Origin of the sequence: Pedobacter sp., assembly GCF_041662865.1 — a bacterium.
Classification (GTDB): Bacteria; Bacteroidota; Bacteroidia; order Sphingobacteriales; family Sphingobacteriaceae; genus Pedobacter.
The window spans coordinates 20,436-40,178 of the sequence record NZ_JBAZRL010000004.1; the positions used below are offsets into that span (position 1 = coordinate 20,436).

The window sequence follows — 19,743 nt, forward strand, 5'->3', positions numbered from 1 at the left end:
TAATTTACGAAACATTTTTAGGCGATAGCTTTATTTTACAATTTGTCCATACAGGTCGAAATCTTCTGCACGATCAATTTTTACATTTACAAAACTTCCGTTAGCTGCGTAACCAGAATTTGCATCGATTAAAACCTCATTATCAACCTCTGGACTATCAAATTCAGTACGACCTATAAAGAAATCGCCTTCTTTTCTATCGATTAAAACTTTGTATGTTTTGCCTACTTTTTCTTGGTTAATATCGAAAGAAATGCCTTGTTGCAATTCCATAATAGCATCTACACGAGCTTGTTTAACTTCTTCAGGTACATCGTCAACTAATTGATGAGCGTGAGTTTTTTCTTCATGAGAATAAGTGAAACAACCTAAACGATCGAAACGAGTTTCCTCAACCCAATTGTACATTTCTTCAAAATCTTTTTCAGTTTCACCAGGATAACCGCAAATTAATGTGGTTCGCATAGCGATATTTGGAACTTTTGCTCTGATTTCATTTACAATATCGATGGTTTTTTGTTTGGTAATACCACGACGCATTGATTTTAGCATATTATCTGTAATATGCTGTAAAGGCATATCCAAATACTTGCAGATATTTTCGCGTTCATTCATCGCATCTAAAATTTCCATTGGGAAACCAGAAGGATAAGCGTATTGCAACCTTATCCATTCTATGCCTTTTACGTCAGATAAACGGCGTAATAATTCATCCAAATTGCGTTTTCCATAAATATCTAAACCGTAATAAGTTAAATCTTGGGCAATTAAAATCAGTTCTTTTGTTCCGTTAGCCGCTAATATTTTAGCTTCGTTAACCAACTCGTTCATATCTCGAGAAACGTGTTTGCCACGCATCAGCGGGATAGCGCAAAAGGAACACGGACGATTACATCCTTCAGCGATTTTAAAATATGCAAAGTGTGAAGGCGTAGTTAATAAACGTTCGCCAATTAACTCGTGTTTGTAGTTTGCACCTAAACTGTGCAGTATGTTTTGTAAATCGTTAGTGCCAAAATAAGCATCAACGTTGGTAATTTCTGATTCTAATTCTGGTTTATAACGCTCAGATAAACACCCAGTAACAATTACTTTTCCAACTTTACCTTCGTCTTTTAACTGACTGTATTGTAAAATAGTATCAATGGATTCTTGTTTCGCATTGTCGATAAATCCGCAAGTATTAATTACGATAATATCATCTTTGCCTAAACTATTTGATTCATGTTCAACAGCTAGATTATTGCCACGTAATTGCCCCATTAACACCTCAGAATCGTAAGTGTTTTTTGAGCAACCTAAAGTGATTACATTAATTTTAGGTTTGGCAATAGTTTTTACAAGCTTGTTTTTAGTAATCATATTAATTAAATAACGAGTTCACGAAATCTTTTTTATCGAACAATTGTAAATCGTCCATTTTTTCGCCAACACCAATATATTTTACAGGAATTTTAAATTGATCGGAAATGCCAATCACTACACCACCTTTTGCAGTACCATCTAATTTGGTAATTGCTAATGCATTTACATCGGTAGCTTCGGTAAATTGCTTGCATTGTTCAAATGCATTTTGACCAGTCGAACCATCTAGTACTAACAAAATTTCATGTGGTGCATTCGGAATTACCTTTTGCATTACACTTTTAATTTTACCAAGTTCATTCATTAATCCAACTTTATTGTGTAAACGGCCAGCGGTATCTATTATAACCACATCTTCTTTATTGGCAACTGCCGATTGAAGTGTATCAAAGGCAACAGAAGCAGGATCTGAACCCATCGCTTGTGCCACAACTCTAACGCCAACACGCTCGCCCCACAATTTAATCTGTTCAACTGCGGCTGCTCTAAAAGTATCAGCGGCTCCTAAAACTACTTTCAGGTTTTCGTTTTTCAATTTATGTGCCAACTTGCCAATAGTAGTAGTTTTACCAACTCCATTAACACCAACAACCATAATTACATAGGGTTTATGGTCCCCATATTCGAAATTCCGAAAATCATTGCTGTTATTTTCTGCTAATAGAAGTTGAATTTCATCACGTAATAAATGATTTAACTCAGAAGTAGATAGATATTTATCTTTTGCAACGCGAGCCTGAATGCGATCAATGATTTTTAAGGTGGTACTTACCCCAACATCAGAAGTAACTAAAACTTCTTCAAGGTTATCCAATACATCATCATCAACTGTAGATTTACCAGCAACAGCCTTAGTGATTTTACTTAAAAAACCTTCTTTAGTTTTTTCTAAACCCTTTTCTAAAGCTTCTTGTGCTTCAGGAGCAGTATCTTTTTTTTTGAAAAAATCGAATAAACCCATAGAATGATATTAAAATAAAAAAGCCCTTCCGTTTAATACGGAACGGCCTTTAATGCTATTCGTGAATAGAATTACTTGCTGATACCAGCAAGAGCATCTTTAACGTGATCGTTATGTACAATGATTTCTTTGAAAGAATAAGCACCAGTTTTTGGTGATTTGTTCATCGTGATAACTTTCGAATATTCTTTTCCTGTACCCGTTTTTAGGGTTGCAACTACTTTCTTAGCCATGTCTTTTAAATTTAATTATTGAGCGAGTGGATGTTTAAATAAAGAATTTAAAATTCAATACTTCAAACAAGTTGTCCTTCAATTATTTTATCTCTTTATGTACGGTTACTTTTTTCAATACTGGGTTGAATTTTTTCAATTCTAAACGCTCAGTAGTGTTTTTACGGTTTTTTGTAGATATATATCTAGACATACCCGGCATACCGCTAGTTTTATGTTCTGTACACTCTAAAATAACTTGTACTCTGTTACCTTTTTTTGCCATTTTATTATTTATTTATGTCGATAAAACCGACAAATGTTTTTACAAAAATCCTTTTTTCATGAAGCGGTTAAGTGCCTCAGAAATACCAATTTTATTGATAGTTTTAATAGCTGATGTTGATACTTTTAATGTAATCCAAGTATCTTCTTCAGGAATATAAAATTTCTGAAGTTGTAGGTTAGGATAAAATTTACGTTTCGTTTTAACGTTCGAGTGAGAAACATTAAATCCCGACATCGCCATTTTTCCGGTTAAATCACAAACTCTTGACATGACTTTTTTATTATGTTGATTATTTCGCTACTTAATTTTTTTAAGAGTGTGCAAATATCTGAATTATTTTTGTAACCATCAATAGTGGACTTGAAAATAATTGATTTTGTTTATTCATTTTTTTAAACTTTACTAATAATACTATATTTGAAGCACCTAATTGCTAAACCAAATTACCATGCAGATAACCTCTTTTGAGCAATATCAAGAAACATATAAACAAAGTATACAAGAACCAGAAAAATTTTGGGCTGAAATAGCTGATAATTTTTTATGGATAAAGAAATGGGATAATGTACTGTCATGGAATTTTTCAGAACCAAATATTAAGTGGTTTGAAGGAGCAAAATTAAATATTACTGATAATTGTTTAGATCGGCATTTAATTGAAAACGGCGATAAACCAGCAATAATTTGGGAGCCAAATGATCCAGAAAGAGATAGTATCACTCTTAGTTATAGAGTATTACATGATCGAGTTTGTCGCTTTGCAAATGTTTTAAAAAAGAATGGCGCTAAAAAGGGGGATCGGATTTGTATATATATGCCCATGGTACCAGAGTTGGCAATTGCCGTGTTGGCTTGCGCTCGTATTGGGGCAATACATTCGGTAGTTTTTGGCGGATTTTCAGCTAAATCTATCGCTGATAGAATAAATGATGCTGCTTGTAAAATAGTAATTACAGCAGATGGTGCTTATCGTGGTAACAAACAAATTCAATTAAAAGAAGTAATAGATGACGCCTTAATTGGTTGTCCCACGATAGAAAAAGTAATTGTGTTAACGCATACACGTACTCCCGTTTCTATGTTAAAAGGCAGAGATTGTTGGTGGGAAGATGAAGTGAAGTTAGTTGATGCTAATTGCATTGCCGAAGAAATGGATGCCGAAGACGTGTTGTTTATTTTATATACATCGGGTTCAACAGGTAAACCAAAAGGCGTTGTACATACGTGCGGTGGTTACATGGTTTACGCAGGTTATACATTTTCTAATGTATTTAATTATCAGCCTGATGAAGTGTTTTTTTGCACAGCAGATATAGGCTGGATTACAGGTCATTCATACATTGTTTACGGACCGCTTTCGCAAGGAGCAACAACTTTAATGTTTGAGGGAATTCCAACTTATCCAACTCCATCTAGATTTTGGGAAATTGTACAAAAACACAAAGTAAATATCTTGTATACAGCACCAACAGCAATTCGATCTTTAATGAGCTTTGGTACAGACCCATTAAAGGGAATAGACTTAAATAGTTTACGCGTTTTGGGATCGGTAGGAGAACCTATTAATGAAGAAGCTTGGCATTGGTTTGACGAAGAAATTGGCCATAAAAAAGCCCCGATTGTAGATACTTGGTGGCAAACCGAAACTGGTGGAATTATGATATCGCCCATTGCCTTTGTAACCCCAACCAAACCTAGCTTTGCTACGTTGCCTTTGCCTGGCATACAACCTATTTTAGTGGATGAAAATGGAAAGGAAATTGAAGGCAATGGTGTAAATGGAAATTTGTGTATTAAGTTTCCTTGGCCTGGTATGTTGCGCACTACGTACGGCGATCATGAACGTTGTAAATTGACTTATTTTTCTACTTACGAGAACTTATATTTCACTGGAGACGGTTGTTTACGTGATGAAGATGGGTATTATCGAATTACAGGTAGGGTAGATGATGTGATTAATGTTTCTGGTCATAGAATTGGCACAGCCGAGGTAGAAAATGCAATAAACATGCATGCAGGTGTAATAGAAAGCGCTGTGGTGGGGTACCCTCATGATGTGAAAGGACAAGGAATTTACGCATTTATTATTTATCCAGGTTTAAGTAAGGAGGAAGATTTAACTAGAAAAGATATTTTACAAACTGTTACCCGTGTTATTGGTGCGATTGCTAAGCCAGATAAGATTTTATTTGTATCAGGTTTACCTAAAACTAGATCTGGTAAAATTATGCGTCGTATTTTACGTAAAGTTGCCGAGGGTGATACTTCAAATTTAGGGGATATATCAACTTTGTTAGATCCAACTATAGTGCAAGAAATTATAGATAATTCGAAAAAATTGCAGCGTTAAGGCTTAAAATCAGAATTTCTTAAAACAATTGCTTTTCCAGTCTGTTCTTTTAACAATCAACCGATTGTAAAATATAAGCATAAACACATGGACAAGTTAGAATTAAAAGGAAAGTGGAATGAAATCAAAGGGAAAGTTAAACAAGCATATGGTGATTTAACTGATGATGATTTGAAACACGAAGAAGGAAAAGATGACGAGTTATTAGGAAAACTTCAACAGAAAACAGGAAAAGGAAGAGATGAATTAGTAAAATGGATTAATTCACTATAAAATTAATAATTTATAAAGAAAAAGCGGTTAGCCAGAAGGTTAACCGCTTTTTTTATTTAATAAATAGCTATAGAGGTAATTTATCTTTAAATGTTTTATATTTAGTATCGTTAACATCTTTTAAATGATAAGCATTATGCTTAGCTTATTACTTTATAAATTTCCAGTTTTGCAAACCAATTTAATTACCGATGAAAAGAACACTTGCTTTTATTTTTATATTAAGTTATTGGCTTTTTTCATTAAATGCATATGCTGATGATATCAATTTAGGTATTTCATTTTATTATAGACAATTAGATAATAAAAATGGTTTGTCGAATAGCTCTGTGAATGCTATTTTTCAAGATAAAGATCAATTATTATGGATTGGAACTTGGGATGGATTAAATAGGTATGACGGGGCTCAATTTAATGTGTATAATCATAATATAGACAAGGCAGAAAACAGCATAGGAAGCAATGTAATACAAGCAATCAATGAAGATAATGCAGGGAATATTTGGGTAAACACTATTGGTGGAATTTCTAGATATCATAAAAGTACAGGTAAATTCTTTAGGTACTTCTACAGAAGTGCGACTTCCAAAAAAATTAGTGAAAATGAATTTGAATTAGCTATTAATTCAAAAGGTGAAGTTTTTTGTTATGCTGCTGATGGTATTTTAAGTAAATATAATTCGGCCGAAGATAAATTTATCAGCTATCAGAAGTTTAAAGTAGAGCAAGGAATTGTAAAGATGTATTTCCTTAAAGATTTATTATGGTGCTTAAATAAGAGTGGAGAATTAGCGACCTATAAACTGACTGCTAGTAAGTTAAGTTTAGTTAACCTTATACATGATCCGACAGCGATCTCGAATTTCTTTATCGTTAATAATCAAATTATTTATAGCAATGCTGATAATACTCATTTCAAGGTAGCGCATGATTTTAAAACTCAACAAATCAGTATTGATAAAAAAAGAATAAAAGCAATAGTTTTTTATAGGAATAATTATGTAGTTGCTTGGGAAAACCAAGGATTGGCATTATATGATTATACATTTAAACCATCATCAATTTTAACAAAAGAAGCAAAACGACTAGAAAACTTTAAAATAACCACATTAAAAGTTAGTAGAGATGATATTTTATGGTTAGGAACGGATGGAAATGGACTAGTACAGATTTACCCTAAAGAGAATTATTTTGGACTTTTAACAAAGGTAAATGGTAATCCTATAAACAAGCCAATAAGAGCTTTTAGCGAAATTGATAATAATCTTTGGGTTGGTACTAAAGGAAATGGAGTTTTAATAGTTAACAATTTTTGGAAAGGGAATAATAGTACAATTAAGAAAATTGATGTCAGCTCTGGATTAGAAAATAATTCAGTTTTTGTCATAAAAAAAGGTTTTGATAAACTGATTTATATTGGTACAGATGGAGATGGTATTTCGATTTTTGACCTTAAAACCAATAAAATAATAAACTGGAAAAACATTAAAGGATCATCTCAATTGCCTGATTTTAAGTCTGTTTATACTATTTTACAAGAAAAAGACAGCAGCGTTTGGGTTGGAACAAGTGGTTATGGGTTAATTCATTTAAACCTAAATAGAAATGCTGACAACTCTATTTCAGTGAAAAATTTTAAACAATACTTATCTTCAGTCAATGGGACAACAGGGCCAGCAAATGACATTATTTATGCACTAACAAAAGGAAAAGACGACAGATTATGGATAGCCTGTAGGTATGGTGGTTTAAGTGTTTTCAATCCAAAAACTAATTCTTTTAAAACTTTTAAAGCATTTGGTTATGAAGGTAGCCTATCACATAGTGATGTATTGTCTTTATTTTACGATTCAAAATCTCGCTTATGGATTGGGACTAGTTATGGTCTAAATTGCTTGTCGCATACAGAATCTTTAAAAGAGAAACCTGCATTTTTTAAAATAACTATGAATAATGGGTTGCCAAATAATACCATTCATGGCATACAAGAAGATGGATCAGAAAATATTTGGTTAAGTACCAATAAAGGCTTATCAAAATTAAACCCATCAAATAACTCGATTGCAAATTATCAAGAAAGCGATGGGTTGCAAAGTAATGAATTTAGTGATGGTGCAGTTTTTAAGTCAGCAAACAATAATTTGTTATTTGGAGGGATTTATGGTTTTAACTATTTCATACCTAAGAATATAACAGAGAACACTAAACAGCCAAATTTGTTAATATCCGAATTGCAGCTAGGTGGGCAAACTTTTTTTAATAATCAATATTTGATTTTTAAAGCAAAGCAAGATATTTATCCTACGTATAATTTAGAAAGGAAAAACAATTTTTTCCAGTTTTCTGTTAATGCGCTCAATTATTTTAATGCATCAAAAAATGAATTTGCTTATAAATTAAAAGGATTAGATCAAACTTGGCGTTATACTGGTTCAGATGGAAAAATATCTTACTACAATATTCCGCCAGGTACGTATGAATTGTTGGTTCATTGGAGCAATGGAGAAGGCGTTTGGACAAAAGATATTATCGCATTAAAAATAAACGTAAAGCAATATTTTTGGCTTACCTACCCAGCATATGCTGGATATTTAATATTGATTCTACTTTCTGGTTACGCGTTTCATTTGTATAGAAAAAACAAATTGGAGATGAGATTTAAGTTAGAACGAGAATCGCTTTTCCGTCAAAAAGACGAAGACATTCACCGTCAAAGAATAAATTTTTTCACCAATATAGCACACGAAATACAAACACCTTTAACACTTATTTTAGGCTCTGTTGAACACTTTATGCAAAAACCTGATGTGCCAGATAAAGTTGCTGATAAAAATTATTTTCTTTCCTTGGTTCATCAACATACGGCACGGTTAACGTATTTGGTGCAACAATTATTAGAATTTAGAAAAGCAGAAGCTGGATATTTAAAAAAGAATGATGATTATTTAGATATTACCAAGTTGCTAAATAGCTTAGCTAAACTTTTTATTCCGGCAGCAGAAAGAAACAACTTACTATTTACACGCAATATTCAACATGACATTGCTGGATTTATAGATAAAGATAAATATGAAAAAATATTATTTAATCTATTATCAAATGCATTTAAATACACTGATTTAAATGAGCAAATAGTTTTTACAGTAAATTATAATGAGGAAACCCAAATTCTAGAAACAATTGTAGCCAACTCTGGATGTAAATTAAATGAAGAAGATTTAGGATTTCTTTTTAAAGAATTTCATGTGGCTAAAAAAAATCAGTTTGATAAAATTAGTACGGGAATCGGCTTAGCATTTACCAGAGAATTAATTAATATACTAGAAGGAGAAATTGAAGTTTCATTAAAAGATGGATGGATTTATTTTGAGTTTAAACTAAAACTGCAAACTACGATACAAGGTAAAAATGATGAAGTAATTACATCTGCACCATCTTATTTATTCGAGTCCATTTTAAAACCGTATCAGGATGAAGTTTTAGAAACTGTAGAGGAGAGAAATAAAACAACCTTTATTGAAGTATTAAAAGAAAAAGCAGAGCATAGTATCTTGATTGTTGAAGATGATATTGCTTTGCGGTTTTTATTGAAGAATATATTAAAAGATCATTATAATGTTTACGAAGCAGAAAATGGAAATGATGCAATTACGTTTCTAAAAAATAATACCCCAGATATTATTATTAGCGATGTTATGATGCCAGACATGGATGGTTTAGAACTTTGTAAATATGTGAAAACAGCACCAGCTACTAGCAATATTCCTTTTATAATGCTAAGCGCTAAAGGTAGCGAAGAAAATAAAACAGAAGGTTATGAAACTGGGGCAGATGCTTATATTCCAAAACCTTTTCATGTTAATTATTTGTTGGTTCGAATACGTAAATTATTAAATTACCGTGAAAGAATGAATACACTTATCAAAGATGGTAATATTAATAATCATTTTATAGATGCAGATTTAGAACAAGGTGATAAAGAATTTTTAAATGCCTTGGTAAAAGCTGTAGAAGATAATTTGTCAGAATCAGGTTTAGATGCTTCGGTGTTAGAGAATACTTTATGCATAAGTAAAATGCAATTGTATAGAAAATTGAAAACTATAGCAGGAATGACCCCGTCAGAATTTATAAAAAGAATAAGGTTAAAACATGCTTCAGTTTTACTCCAAAATTCAAAATTGACAGTTTCTGAAATTTTTTATTTAACTGGTTTCAATAATAAATCATACTTCTTTAGAGAGTTTAAAAAAATCTATCATTTAGCTCCAAATGATTACCGACTAAAGCAACATATTGGTAACACCACCATCAATATTTTATAGATATACCATTTAAAAGCCCAATTTGCAACAATAGTGAACTAAAATGTTATTATAGTGTACTACTATCCACTAGTTGCTAATCTATATTTGTCTTAATCAAATATAAATCAAATGAAAAAACACAGACGTATTTACGCATTGTTGGTTTTCTTGTTTATGCTAGTAACTGGGTTTAAAGGTTATGCACAAACAAAACTAATAGGGAAGGTTACAGATGAAACAAATTTGCCAGTTCCTGGTGTTGTTGTTGGTCAAACTGGTACTCAAAATAAAACTTCAACAGATGCTAATGGTAATTACACCTTAACCATTCAAGCAAACGGTGCTCAAAGTATAACCTTTACTTATATTGGTTACGCTACATTGGTTTTAGATTATACAGGTGGTGCTGTACTTAATGCTACTATAAAATCGAGTTCACAATCATTAAATGAGGTTATTGTAGTAGGATATACATCGCAAAAGAAAGCATCAATTACAGGTGCTGTTTCTACTGTAGATATGAATGACCTTACCAAAACTAGAATAGTTGATGTTGCACAAGCATTACAAGGTCAAGTTGCAGGTGTTTTTGTTGCAGCTAATACTGGTGCGCCAGGTGATGGTATAAAAGTAAGAATTAGAGGGGAAGGTACATTAGGAAATAATGATGTATTATATGTTGTGGATGGTGTGCCAACTCGCGATATATCTTTTTTAAACCAATCTGATGTTAAATCAATGACGGTTTTAAAGGATGCTGCGGCAAGTGCTATTTATGGTTCTCGTGCAGCTGGTGGTGTTGTAGTAATTACTACGATAAGTGGTCAAAATGGTAAAGCAATAACAAATGTAGAATTTTATCAAGGATTTCATCAGGCTACTAATTTACCAGAGTTATTAAATACTGATCAATATTTAACTGTAAAAGATCAAGCATGGCATAATACATTAGGTAATGCTGCAAATGCTGTTAGCCCTTATCAAACTGCAAGAAGCAGACCTGATTTAGCAAACACCAATTGGTTGGATGAATTGTTTGAAACTGGAAAATCTACCAATCTTCAGGTTTCTACTTCGGGTGGTTCAGAAAAAGTACAATATTTACTTTCAGCTGGTTATTATACGCAAAATGGAATTGTAATAGAAAACAACGATAAATTTGAACGCTATAATTTTAGAGCTAACGTAAATGCCAACGTAACAGATCGTTTTAAAGTTGGTACAAATCTTCAATTAAGTAATGCTAAACAAGATAAATTATCTTCAAGTGGTGATGTTCCAGGCATTATCCGCCATGCGCTAATTCGTCCACCTGTTTTAAAAGTATTTAAAAGCGTAACAGATCCAACCTATACCGCTGCAAATCCTTATACTGATTTGCCATTTTACACAGGTAATAATAACGGTTGGAGTAAAGACTTTGAATACAGCTCTAATCCGATAGCAATTGTACATTTTACTAATGATAAAAGAAATACTTTTCAAACATTCGGAAATGTGTATGCTGAATATTCATTTTTAGAAGATAATTCATTAAAATTCAGATCAAATGCTGGAGTTGATATTAGTTTCTCACACAATAAAAACTTTGCTCAAAACTTTGGCGATGATAACGATAATGATCCGTCAGAACTTTACCCAGGATTAGGTAGAAACAATAAACCTAACAATTTAGACGAAAATAGAGGTCAGACAATGACCTTCACCTTCACTAATACTTTAAATTATTTAAAAGCTATTGGTAAACACAATATCAATGCATTATTAGGTACTGAAAATATTAGCAGCAAAGCTGAAGCGATAGGTGGTAGTAGACAAAATTTCGATAAATACACTCCAAATTTCCAATATTTAGACTACGGAAGTACAACCAATATTTATAACTCTGGTTCTTCAGCTAGTTTTGATTTGGTTTCTTTTTTTGCAAGTGGTACATATAGCTACGATAACAGATTTTTCGCAACTGGAACTTTAAGAGCAGATGCATCTTCTCGTTTTGGTCCTAACAATAAATGGGGCTATTTTCCTTCAGCATCAGCTGGATGGTTAATATCTAATGAAGAATTTATGAAAGATGTTAATTGGGTTTCTAATTTAAAAATTAGAGGAAGTTGGGGTAAAGCCGGGAATCAAGAAATTCCTAATAACGCATACGAAACATTGGTGTCTGAATCTGGAGGAATTGTTAATATAGTAAGATATGGTAATCCGGATATTAAATGGGAGACCACTACACAAACCAACGTTGGTTTGGATGTAGGAATTTTGAAAAATAAGCTATCTTTTAGTGCAGATTATTTTGTGAAAACAACAAATGATATTTTGTTAACTGTTGGCTTACCAGCTGTATCTGTTGGTGTTATCGAAAGAACTTATGTTAACGCAGGTCAGGTTAAAAATAAAGGTTTCGAATTTGGTTTAAACTATCAAAATAATGACCATCCATTTAAATATAGTATAAATGGTAATGTTGCTACATTAACTAACAAGGTTAATAAATTGCAAGAATTCGTTAAAAACATTAACGACGATGCTACACATACGAGAACCCAAGTTGGACAACCAATTAGTTCTTATTACGGACTTGTTTTTAATGGCATTTACCAAACGTCAGCAGAAGTTAGTAGTTACTTATTTTCAAATGCAAATGGTGCTTTGCCAGGAGATATTAAGTTTAAAGATTTAAATGGCGATGGACAAATTAATGCAGATGATAGAACCTTCATTGGTAATCCAGTCCCAAATATCACGTATGGTTTAGCTTTTTCTTCATCGTTTAAGAACTTCGATTTCTCATTCCTTTTTCAAGGAGTACAAGATGTTGATAGATATAATGATTTAAAACAAATTTTAAATTATGACAGTAGACCTTTCAATTCTATGGTTTCTGTTTTAGACAGCTGGCATGGGCCAGGTACAAGTAATACCACGCCTAGATTAACATTTAACAATAATGGAGGTGGCAATGTATCGAGTGTTTTTATAGAAGACGCTTCTTATTTGAGATTAAAAAATATAGAGTTAGGATACACCTTCAACAGTACTAAACTAGGAATGAAAAATGTGCGTGTATTTGCTTCAGGTCAAAATTTGTTAACCTTCACAGATTACACAGGGCTAGATCCAGAGTCTACTTCTTTAATTGATAAAGGCACTTACCCTCAGTCAAAAGCATTTATTTTAGGTTTAAAAATTAAACTTTAAGCAAGCATTTAAAAAATCAATTATGAAAAAATTATCAATATTAGGTTTAGTGCTTACGTTTACGGCGCTAGTTAGTTGCGAAAAACAGCTAACCAATGTACCAGTTGGTTTAACAACATTAGACCAAGTTAATTCAACTGCAACATTAGGTACGGTAGAAAACTCAGTAAATTCATCATATCAATTATTATCATCAAGATTAAATATACTTGCCCAATGGGATTGGGGAGGTGGTTTGGTTTTTCAGAACGACTACGTAATGCAAGACATAGAATCTGATGATATGGAGAAAAAATGGAGTCCAGATGGTGATCAACCTTGGATTGATGATATTAATAACTTCACATTTACTTCTACTAATGGTGGACCGAATGGATTATGGAAATATAATTATGAAGGAATAAAAAGATTAAACATAGCTATTGAATTATTAACCAGAACTGATATTGAAGCAGTAACAGGCATCACAACAGCTAGAAAAAATCAATTATTAGGAGAAGCTTATTTTTTACGATCATTTTATTATTTCTCTTTAGTTACCAATTTTGGTGATGTACCATTAATTTTAGAACCTGTAAAAACATATCAACAAGCATTTGATGTTGCCGTAAGAGCGCCTAAAGATGTGGTTTGGACAAGGATAAAAGCAGACTTAAATACTGCAAAGGGTTTATTACCAAATACCAAATATAGTTCTACATCAGAAAAATGGAGAGCATCTAAAGGTGCAGTTATTGCGTTGCAGTCAAAAGCAGCACTCTATACTGAAAAATGGGATGATGTAATTACGTTAGTTACAGAATTGCAAGGATTAAACTTCTTTAGTTTAAATGCCAATTATTTTGATGCTTTTGATCAAACAAAAGAGTTTGCAGAAAATGAAGATATTTTTGTTTATGATCATCAAAGCGGAAAAAATCCATTAAATGGTAACGGTATTTGTGCACCATTAGGATGGGGATTTTTCGCTCCTAGCATAAACTTCTTAAATGCATTTGAAGCTAATGATCCAAGAAAATTATTAACAGTTGATGCAGCTAATCAAAATGTAAATAAAATGCTAGGCACCTTAAATGGTGGCAACAAAGGCAATGATGACGCTGGAAACAATAAAGTTTATATCCGCTTTGCTGATGTATTGTTATGGAAGGCCGAAGCCTACATTGAAAAAGATAACTTATCTGCAGCAATTGTTATCATAAATCAAATTAGAGCAAGAGCAAGAACTTCACAAACTGCACTAGGTACATTGCCTCCTAATGGTACATTGCCAGACAGACCAGCTTCTACTGATAAAGCAACAGTTAAAGGATGGTTAATTTCTGAAAGAAGAGTTGAATTAGGATTTGAAAATCAAAGGATGTTAGATTTAAAAAGATGGAAATTGGCAAAATCTGTAATGACAGCTTTAGGCAAAAACTTTTTGGATAAGCATTATTTATATCCAATTCCACAGGGAGAAATTGATGCCTCCGCCGGAACTTTAGTTCAAAATAAAGATTATTAAAATTGGGAACCAGCTTAAATTCTGAGCTGGTTCTTTCTTGCTTTTTTATATAAAATCGTATATCATGGTATGCGACAACTTAATCTTCCTTAAATATGTCTACAGATATTGCTAAGCGTTTTCCTCAAAATCCAATTCTTTCACCAAAAGATTTAAAACCAAGCAGAGAAGGTTTAGAAATTGCATGTTTATTAAATCCTGGTGTATTTACTTTTCAACATAAAACTTGGCTTTTAGTTCGCGTTGCAGAACGACCCCAGCAGGTGGAGGGTATTATTTCTTTTCCAGTGTTAAAAGGGAATGGGATTGAAATCATTAAAATAAAAGAAGACCATCCAGAATTGATTGCGACTGATCCAAGGGTAATTACTTATAAGGGAGCTGATTATTTAACAACACTTTCTCACTTGCGTTTAGTTTGTAGTGATGATGGAATTAATTTTTATCAACCAGAAGGATATCCATTATTACAAGGAGAAGGCGAAGATGAGGCTTTTGGAATAGAAGATTGTCGTGTTGCGTTATTAGAAGGTACTTATTATTTAACATTTACTGCCGTTTCTAGCCATGGAGTTGGTGTAGGGATGCGTACCACAAAAGATTGGAAAAATTTCGAGAAACATGGAATGATTATTCCTCCTCATAATAAGGATTGTGCAATTTTTGAAGAACGTATTAACGGAAAATTTTATGCACTACATCGCCCAAGTAGTGTAGATTTAGGCGGTAATTATATTTGGATTGCGCAATCGCCAGATGGCATACATTGGGGAAAAAATAAGTGTTTAATCAAAACCCGTAAAACTAGTTGGGACAGTAAACGTGTAGGTGCTGGTGCCGCACCAATTAAAACAGAAAAAGGGTGGTTAGCAATTTATCACGGAGCCAATGAAGATCAACAATATTGCTTAGGTGCTTTTTTAATGGATTTAAATGATCCAGTTAAAGTTATAAGCCAAACGGATGGACCTATAATGCAGCCACAAACTCCTTATGAATTGAGTGGCTTTTTTGGGCATGTTGTTTTTACCAACGGACATATTATTAATGGTGATGAGCTAACAATTTATTACGGCGCAGCCGATGAATTTGTTTGTGCTGCCAAATTTTCAATCCAAGATATTTTATCTCAATTAAAATAAAATTATGCTATCAGAAATTGCTCACTTTAAAAAACAATCTTATAATTTTAAGATATTAACACTTACCAATTTAATTTATAGCATTGTATTGCCCGTTATAGATATTTTTGTAGCAGCCTATGTTATGCGTAGCTCAAATGATCCAGTAAAAGTGGTGGTCTATCAACTTACAATTTATACAGGTATTCCAATCACATTCTTAATTAATGGTTATTTACTACGTACATTTTCTATTAAAACATTGTATTCTTTAGGGATGATGCTTAGTGGAATTTCTATGATGGTAATGATGTCTTTAACTACTTTAGATACCATAGGAATAGGAGTTGCAGGTTTAATAATGGGTATGTCTTTTGGCTTTTATTGGGCAAATCGGGATTTTTTAGCTTTGGCTATTACCAATGATGAGAATAGAAATTATTATTATGGTTTAGAGACGTTTTTCTATACCATAATTGCTATCGTCATTCCATTTTCAATCGGAAAATTTATAGAGCATCAATCTGCAGCAACTGGAGATGCGCATTTGGCTTATAGAATTGTTACTGGAATTGTAGTAGCTATCACAATATTAGCTTCAATAATGTGTTTTAGAGGCAATTTCACCAATCCAACAGAAAAGAAATTTGTATACTTTAAATTTGATCCATATTGGTATAAATTATTAAGATTAGCTAGTTTAAAAGGTTTAGTTCAAGGGTTTTTGGTAACAGCGCCAGCAATGTTAATTATGCTTTTAGTTGGTAAAGAAGGGGCATTAGGTACGGCACAATCAGTTGGGGCTATAATTGCTGCGGTAGTCATGTATATAATCGGTCGTAAAACTTCACCAAAACACAGATTGTTTGTGTTTGGAGCAGGTTTAGTGTTGTTTGCTATAGCAGCTATAATTAATGGCATTTTATACAGTAGTACAGGTGTAATTCTCTTTATGCTTTTCCTTTTAATGGCAAAACCATTATTAGATTTAGCGTATTTTCCTATTCAGTTTAGTGTAATTGATATTTTAACCAAAAAAGAAAAACGTAGTGAATTTGCTTATATATTAAATCACGAAGCCGGCTTGTACGTTGGCCGCTTAGTTGGTGCAGGTACTTTTTTAGTTTTGGCATATTGTTTTTCTGTAGAAATCGCTTTGCGTTATGCCATTATAATTGTTGCCATTTTACAATTAGCATCGTATTGGGTAGCAAAGGATATCATTAAAAAAGGTAAAATCGAAAACCTTAATGCACCAATATTAAATAACGATGAACCGGTTACAACTGTTCTGCTTACAAATAATTTATGAGAAACTTTTTTAAAATAATCACCTTTTTTTACATAGCTCTTGCTGCCAATACCTCATTTGCACAGGTTAGACAATTAAAATTAAACAGGGTTGATGAGATGGCAGATTTACCACATCCCCTTCAAATTATTGACTGGAAACTAATGAGCAAACAGTTTGATAAAACCATATATGATTTTAATGCCAAAGGCGAATATTGGCCAATGGTGTGGATGGAAAATAACGGCAACAATTTTAAGCAACCAACAATGGGCATATATACCGCAGTTGGCGATGTGAGACAAGGTTTGCGAAATAATAAAGGAATGTTTCATGAAGCGTTGGCAAATATGGGTGCAGTTTTAGGTGCTAGTTTAGTAGGTGTTGATAAGAGCAACCAAAACGGAATAAACTTTACTGGGATGCTCAAAAATTATTTTAATAGAGATACTAAATGGAATATTATGATGAATAATACGGCGCCAGAAGTTGCTTTGCTAGGCGGTGGTTATGGTAGAGATTGGTGGTATGATATTTATCCCAACTTACTTTTTTATGCTATTTATGAGAAATATCCAGAGCAAAAGGATTTTGAATGGATTGCAAAAAGTATTGCTGAGAAATTCTATAAAGCAGATTCTATATTAAATGGAAACTATAATTATTCTTATTTTGATTATGGTGCAATGAAACCTATGAAAAATCAAATTTGCTTACAGCAAGATGCAGCAGCTGGCCATGCTTGGGTGTTATATGCTGCTTATAAAAAATTTGGTGATAAGAGATATCTAAACGGTGCAATTAGTGCAATGACTGCTTTAGAAAGTAATACCATAAATCCAACTTATGAATTATTAATGCCATTTGGAGCTTATTTAGCCGCAAGAATGAATGTTGAACAAGGGACTAATTTTGATGTTCAAAAGTTATTAGAGTGGACATTTGATGGAACTGCAGTTTGTAGAGAAGGTTGGGGCGTTTTAACGGGAAAATGGAATGGTTATGATATTTCGGGGATTGTTGGTAGCACAGTAGATCATGGTGGTTATGGGTTTTTAATGAATACTTTTGATGCCGCTTGGCCGTTAATTCCTTTGGTAAAATATAATTCAGCTTATTCAAACGCAATTGGTAAATGGATGTTAAACGCGGTAAATGCTTCAAGGTTATTTTATCCTCAATATATTCCAGCAGAACATCAAACATTGCCAAACTATGCATCAGTTACTAAGGGAGTAATTGCTTATGAAGGAATTGCGAAAAGTTCAACATTTGATACGTTATATACTAACCTAAAAGCGCCAGTTGCGCAAGGGGATGGGCCTAAATGGGTGCCAGGTAAAAATCCAAATGTAAGTCAGTTTAGTATTTATGGAAGTGGTCATGTAGGTATATTTGGCAGTATTGTAGAGAAAACTAATGTAGAAGGCATTTTAAAATTGGATGTTTTAGCAACTGATTTTTATAAGGATAAAAGTTATCCAACCTATTTGTTATACAATCCTTACAAGGAAAATAAAACGATTATTTACAAAATAAAAAGTAAAGGAAAGGTTGATTTGTATGATGCTGTTTCACAAAAATTTATATCGAAAAATTCAATCGGAAATAGCAATATCAATATTGCTAAAAGCTCTTCTGTTTTAATTGTAGAAACTACTGCCAGAAGTAAAATTACTAAATCAAATCACAGACTAATGGCTAACGGAATAGTGATCGATTATAATCAGGTTAAATAAATATAATATATATGGTTAATGCATCAAAATTAGTTTTTGATGCATTTTTTAATTTATTTCCCTATTACTTCAAAAAAGTTCTCAGCATAGATAACATCTTTATTTGTAACTCCTTGAACAATAATTCTGAATTTTCCAATAATATCACTGGAATAAAAACTTAGTTCAGTTTCTATTCCAGCATTTATTACCGTCGCATAATTCCAATAAATTGTAGAGAAAAAAGCTGGTTCAACTGGGTCTTTATAATCACTTAAATAAAATTCTTTTTGTACATGGATCCCATTATATTTTACAAATGTTTCATCAATGGCAGTAGGCACCTCACATTTCATATATACCCTCATTGTACCATCTGTTAAATATGCTTTACCGGGAATTGGTTGGGTATTTTCAGAATCTCCAATGTGATTCCTACAATTTAAAATGTTATATCTGCATACATAATCGCCACACGCGTTAGTACCAGGTAAGCCTTTTCCAAAATTAAAATCATTATTTTTTTTAGAGTTAATAACAACTTCTCTCAACCTAATGGCTTTTTCATTTCCTTGTAAAACTAAATCGACATTATTTAAAAGTGTTGATGGGATGATAATACTTTTTGCGAAAGAATTTTTTGCTAAATTTTGATTCATTTTTACAAACGGATCTTTTATTTTTATTTGATATGATAATCTATTTTTATCACCCACTAATAAATAAACATTCTTCTTAGATTCTGAAATTAATTCAGGTGAATTAAAGTTAAAAGTACCAGTGTTCGAAGTTTGCAATAACCTAAAATTTCCATTGCCAAAAACGCTCAGAGTTGTTGAAGTAGTTAGTTCTTTTTTAGATTTGACAACCACACCTGTCATCAGTAAACTATCCGATTTTACTATAGTATCAACTGCATTTATTTTTTCTAAACCCTGCCAAGTATACCTCCTCCAGCCTTTTACTAATAAAACTTGTTCCAAATAATTTAGGTCTTTATAACTGTTTCCTTTACTATTAATTGGAAGTTGACTCAATTCATTGTTTAAGTATGTATAGCTTTCGATGTCGCTCATTTTTTTGATCTCCAATCTGTTGTTTTGCACACAAGCGATAGAAACCAATGCATTTTTATCAACGTTAAG

General features: G+C 32.5%; 14 protein-coding genes. 8 read left to right on the plus strand and 6 right to left on the minus strand.

The window, feature by feature from the left end:
* Window positions 1–30 precede the first annotated feature (30 nt).
* From rimO to rpmB, 5 genes are all read right to left on the minus strand, one after another.
* Window positions 31–1,362 (minus strand): 30S ribosomal protein S12 methylthiotransferase RimO, encoded by a 1,332-nt coding sequence (gene rimO / locus WC622_RS02325; protein ID WP_372816891.1) that lies wholly within the window; start codon window positions 1,360–1,362, stop codon window positions 31–33.
* Between the two features lies 1 nt (window position 1,363).
* On the minus strand, window positions 1,364–2,326 hold the full coding sequence (ftsY, locus tag WC622_RS02330; protein WP_372816893.1) for a signal recognition particle-docking protein FtsY: 963 nt from the start codon (window positions 2,324–2,326) through the stop codon (window positions 1,364–1,366).
* A 71-nt stretch (window positions 2,327–2,397) separates the two neighbouring features.
* Window positions 2,398–2,559: a DUF4295 domain-containing protein gene (locus tag WC622_RS02335; protein WP_173273917.1), complete on the minus strand. Its 162-nt coding sequence runs from the start codon at window positions 2,557–2,559 to the stop codon at window positions 2,398–2,400.
* Window positions 2,560–2,641: 82 nt separating this feature from the next.
* On the minus strand, window positions 2,642–2,824 hold the full coding sequence (gene rpmG / locus WC622_RS02340) for a 50S ribosomal protein L33 (RefSeq protein ID WP_008242799.1): 183 nt from the start codon (window positions 2,822–2,824) through the stop codon (window positions 2,642–2,644).
* Window positions 2,825–2,863: 39 nt separating this feature from the next.
* A complete protein-coding gene (rpmB, locus tag WC622_RS02345; protein WP_182920615.1) occupies window positions 2,864–3,097 on the minus strand; it encodes a 50S ribosomal protein L28 in 234 nt (77 codons plus the stop codon).
* A 178-nt stretch (window positions 3,098–3,275) separates the two neighbouring features.
* On the opposite strand from rpmB, the gene acs reads away from it, so the two are divergent.
* From acs to WC622_RS02385, 8 genes are all read left to right on the plus strand, one after another.
* Entirely contained in the window at window positions 3,276–5,177 is a 1,902-nt protein-coding gene (gene acs / locus WC622_RS02350; RefSeq protein WP_372816897.1) for an acetate--CoA ligase, read from the plus strand.
* Window positions 5,178–5,264: 87 nt separating this feature from the next.
* Complete coding sequence (locus tag WC622_RS02355; RefSeq protein ID WP_372816899.1) at window positions 5,265–5,450, plus strand: CsbD family protein; 186 nt, start codon at window positions 5,265–5,267, stop codon at window positions 5,448–5,450.
* 191 nt (window positions 5,451–5,641) lie between these two features.
* On the plus strand, window positions 5,642–9,775 hold the full coding sequence (locus WC622_RS02360) for a response regulator (protein WP_372816901.1): 4,134 nt from the start codon (window positions 5,642–5,644) through the stop codon (window positions 9,773–9,775).
* Between the two features lie 111 nt (window positions 9,776–9,886).
* Window positions 9,887–12,961, plus strand: a complete 3,075-nt coding sequence (locus WC622_RS02365; protein WP_372816903.1) for a SusC/RagA family TonB-linked outer membrane protein — start codon at window positions 9,887–9,889, stop codon at window positions 12,959–12,961.
* A 22-nt stretch (window positions 12,962–12,983) separates the two neighbouring features.
* A complete protein-coding gene (locus WC622_RS02370) occupies window positions 12,984–14,468 on the plus strand; it encodes a RagB/SusD family nutrient uptake outer membrane protein (protein ID WP_372816905.1) in 1,485 nt (494 codons plus the stop codon).
* A 95-nt stretch (window positions 14,469–14,563) separates the two neighbouring features.
* On the plus strand, window positions 14,564–15,610 hold the full coding sequence (locus tag WC622_RS02375) for a glycosidase (RefSeq protein WP_372816907.1): 1,047 nt from the start codon (window positions 14,564–14,566) through the stop codon (window positions 15,608–15,610).
* Window positions 15,611–15,614: 4 nt separating this feature from the next.
* Complete coding sequence (locus WC622_RS02380) at window positions 15,615–16,901, plus strand: MFS transporter (RefSeq protein ID WP_372816909.1); 1,287 nt, start codon at window positions 15,615–15,617, stop codon at window positions 16,899–16,901.
* Window positions 16,898–18,619, plus strand: coding sequence for a hypothetical protein (locus tag WC622_RS02385; protein ID WP_372816911.1), 1,722 nt, complete (start codon window positions 16,898–16,900; stop codon window positions 18,617–18,619). The genes WC622_RS02380 and WC622_RS02385 overlap by 4 nt, the downstream gene beginning before the upstream one ends.
* A gap of 53 nt (window positions 18,620–18,672) precedes the next feature.
* On the opposite strand, the gene WC622_RS02390 is transcribed toward WC622_RS02385, so the two are convergent.
* Window positions 18,673–19,743 (minus strand): hypothetical protein (locus WC622_RS02390; protein ID WP_372816913.1); only part of this gene is annotated, 1,071 nt, incomplete at its 5' end.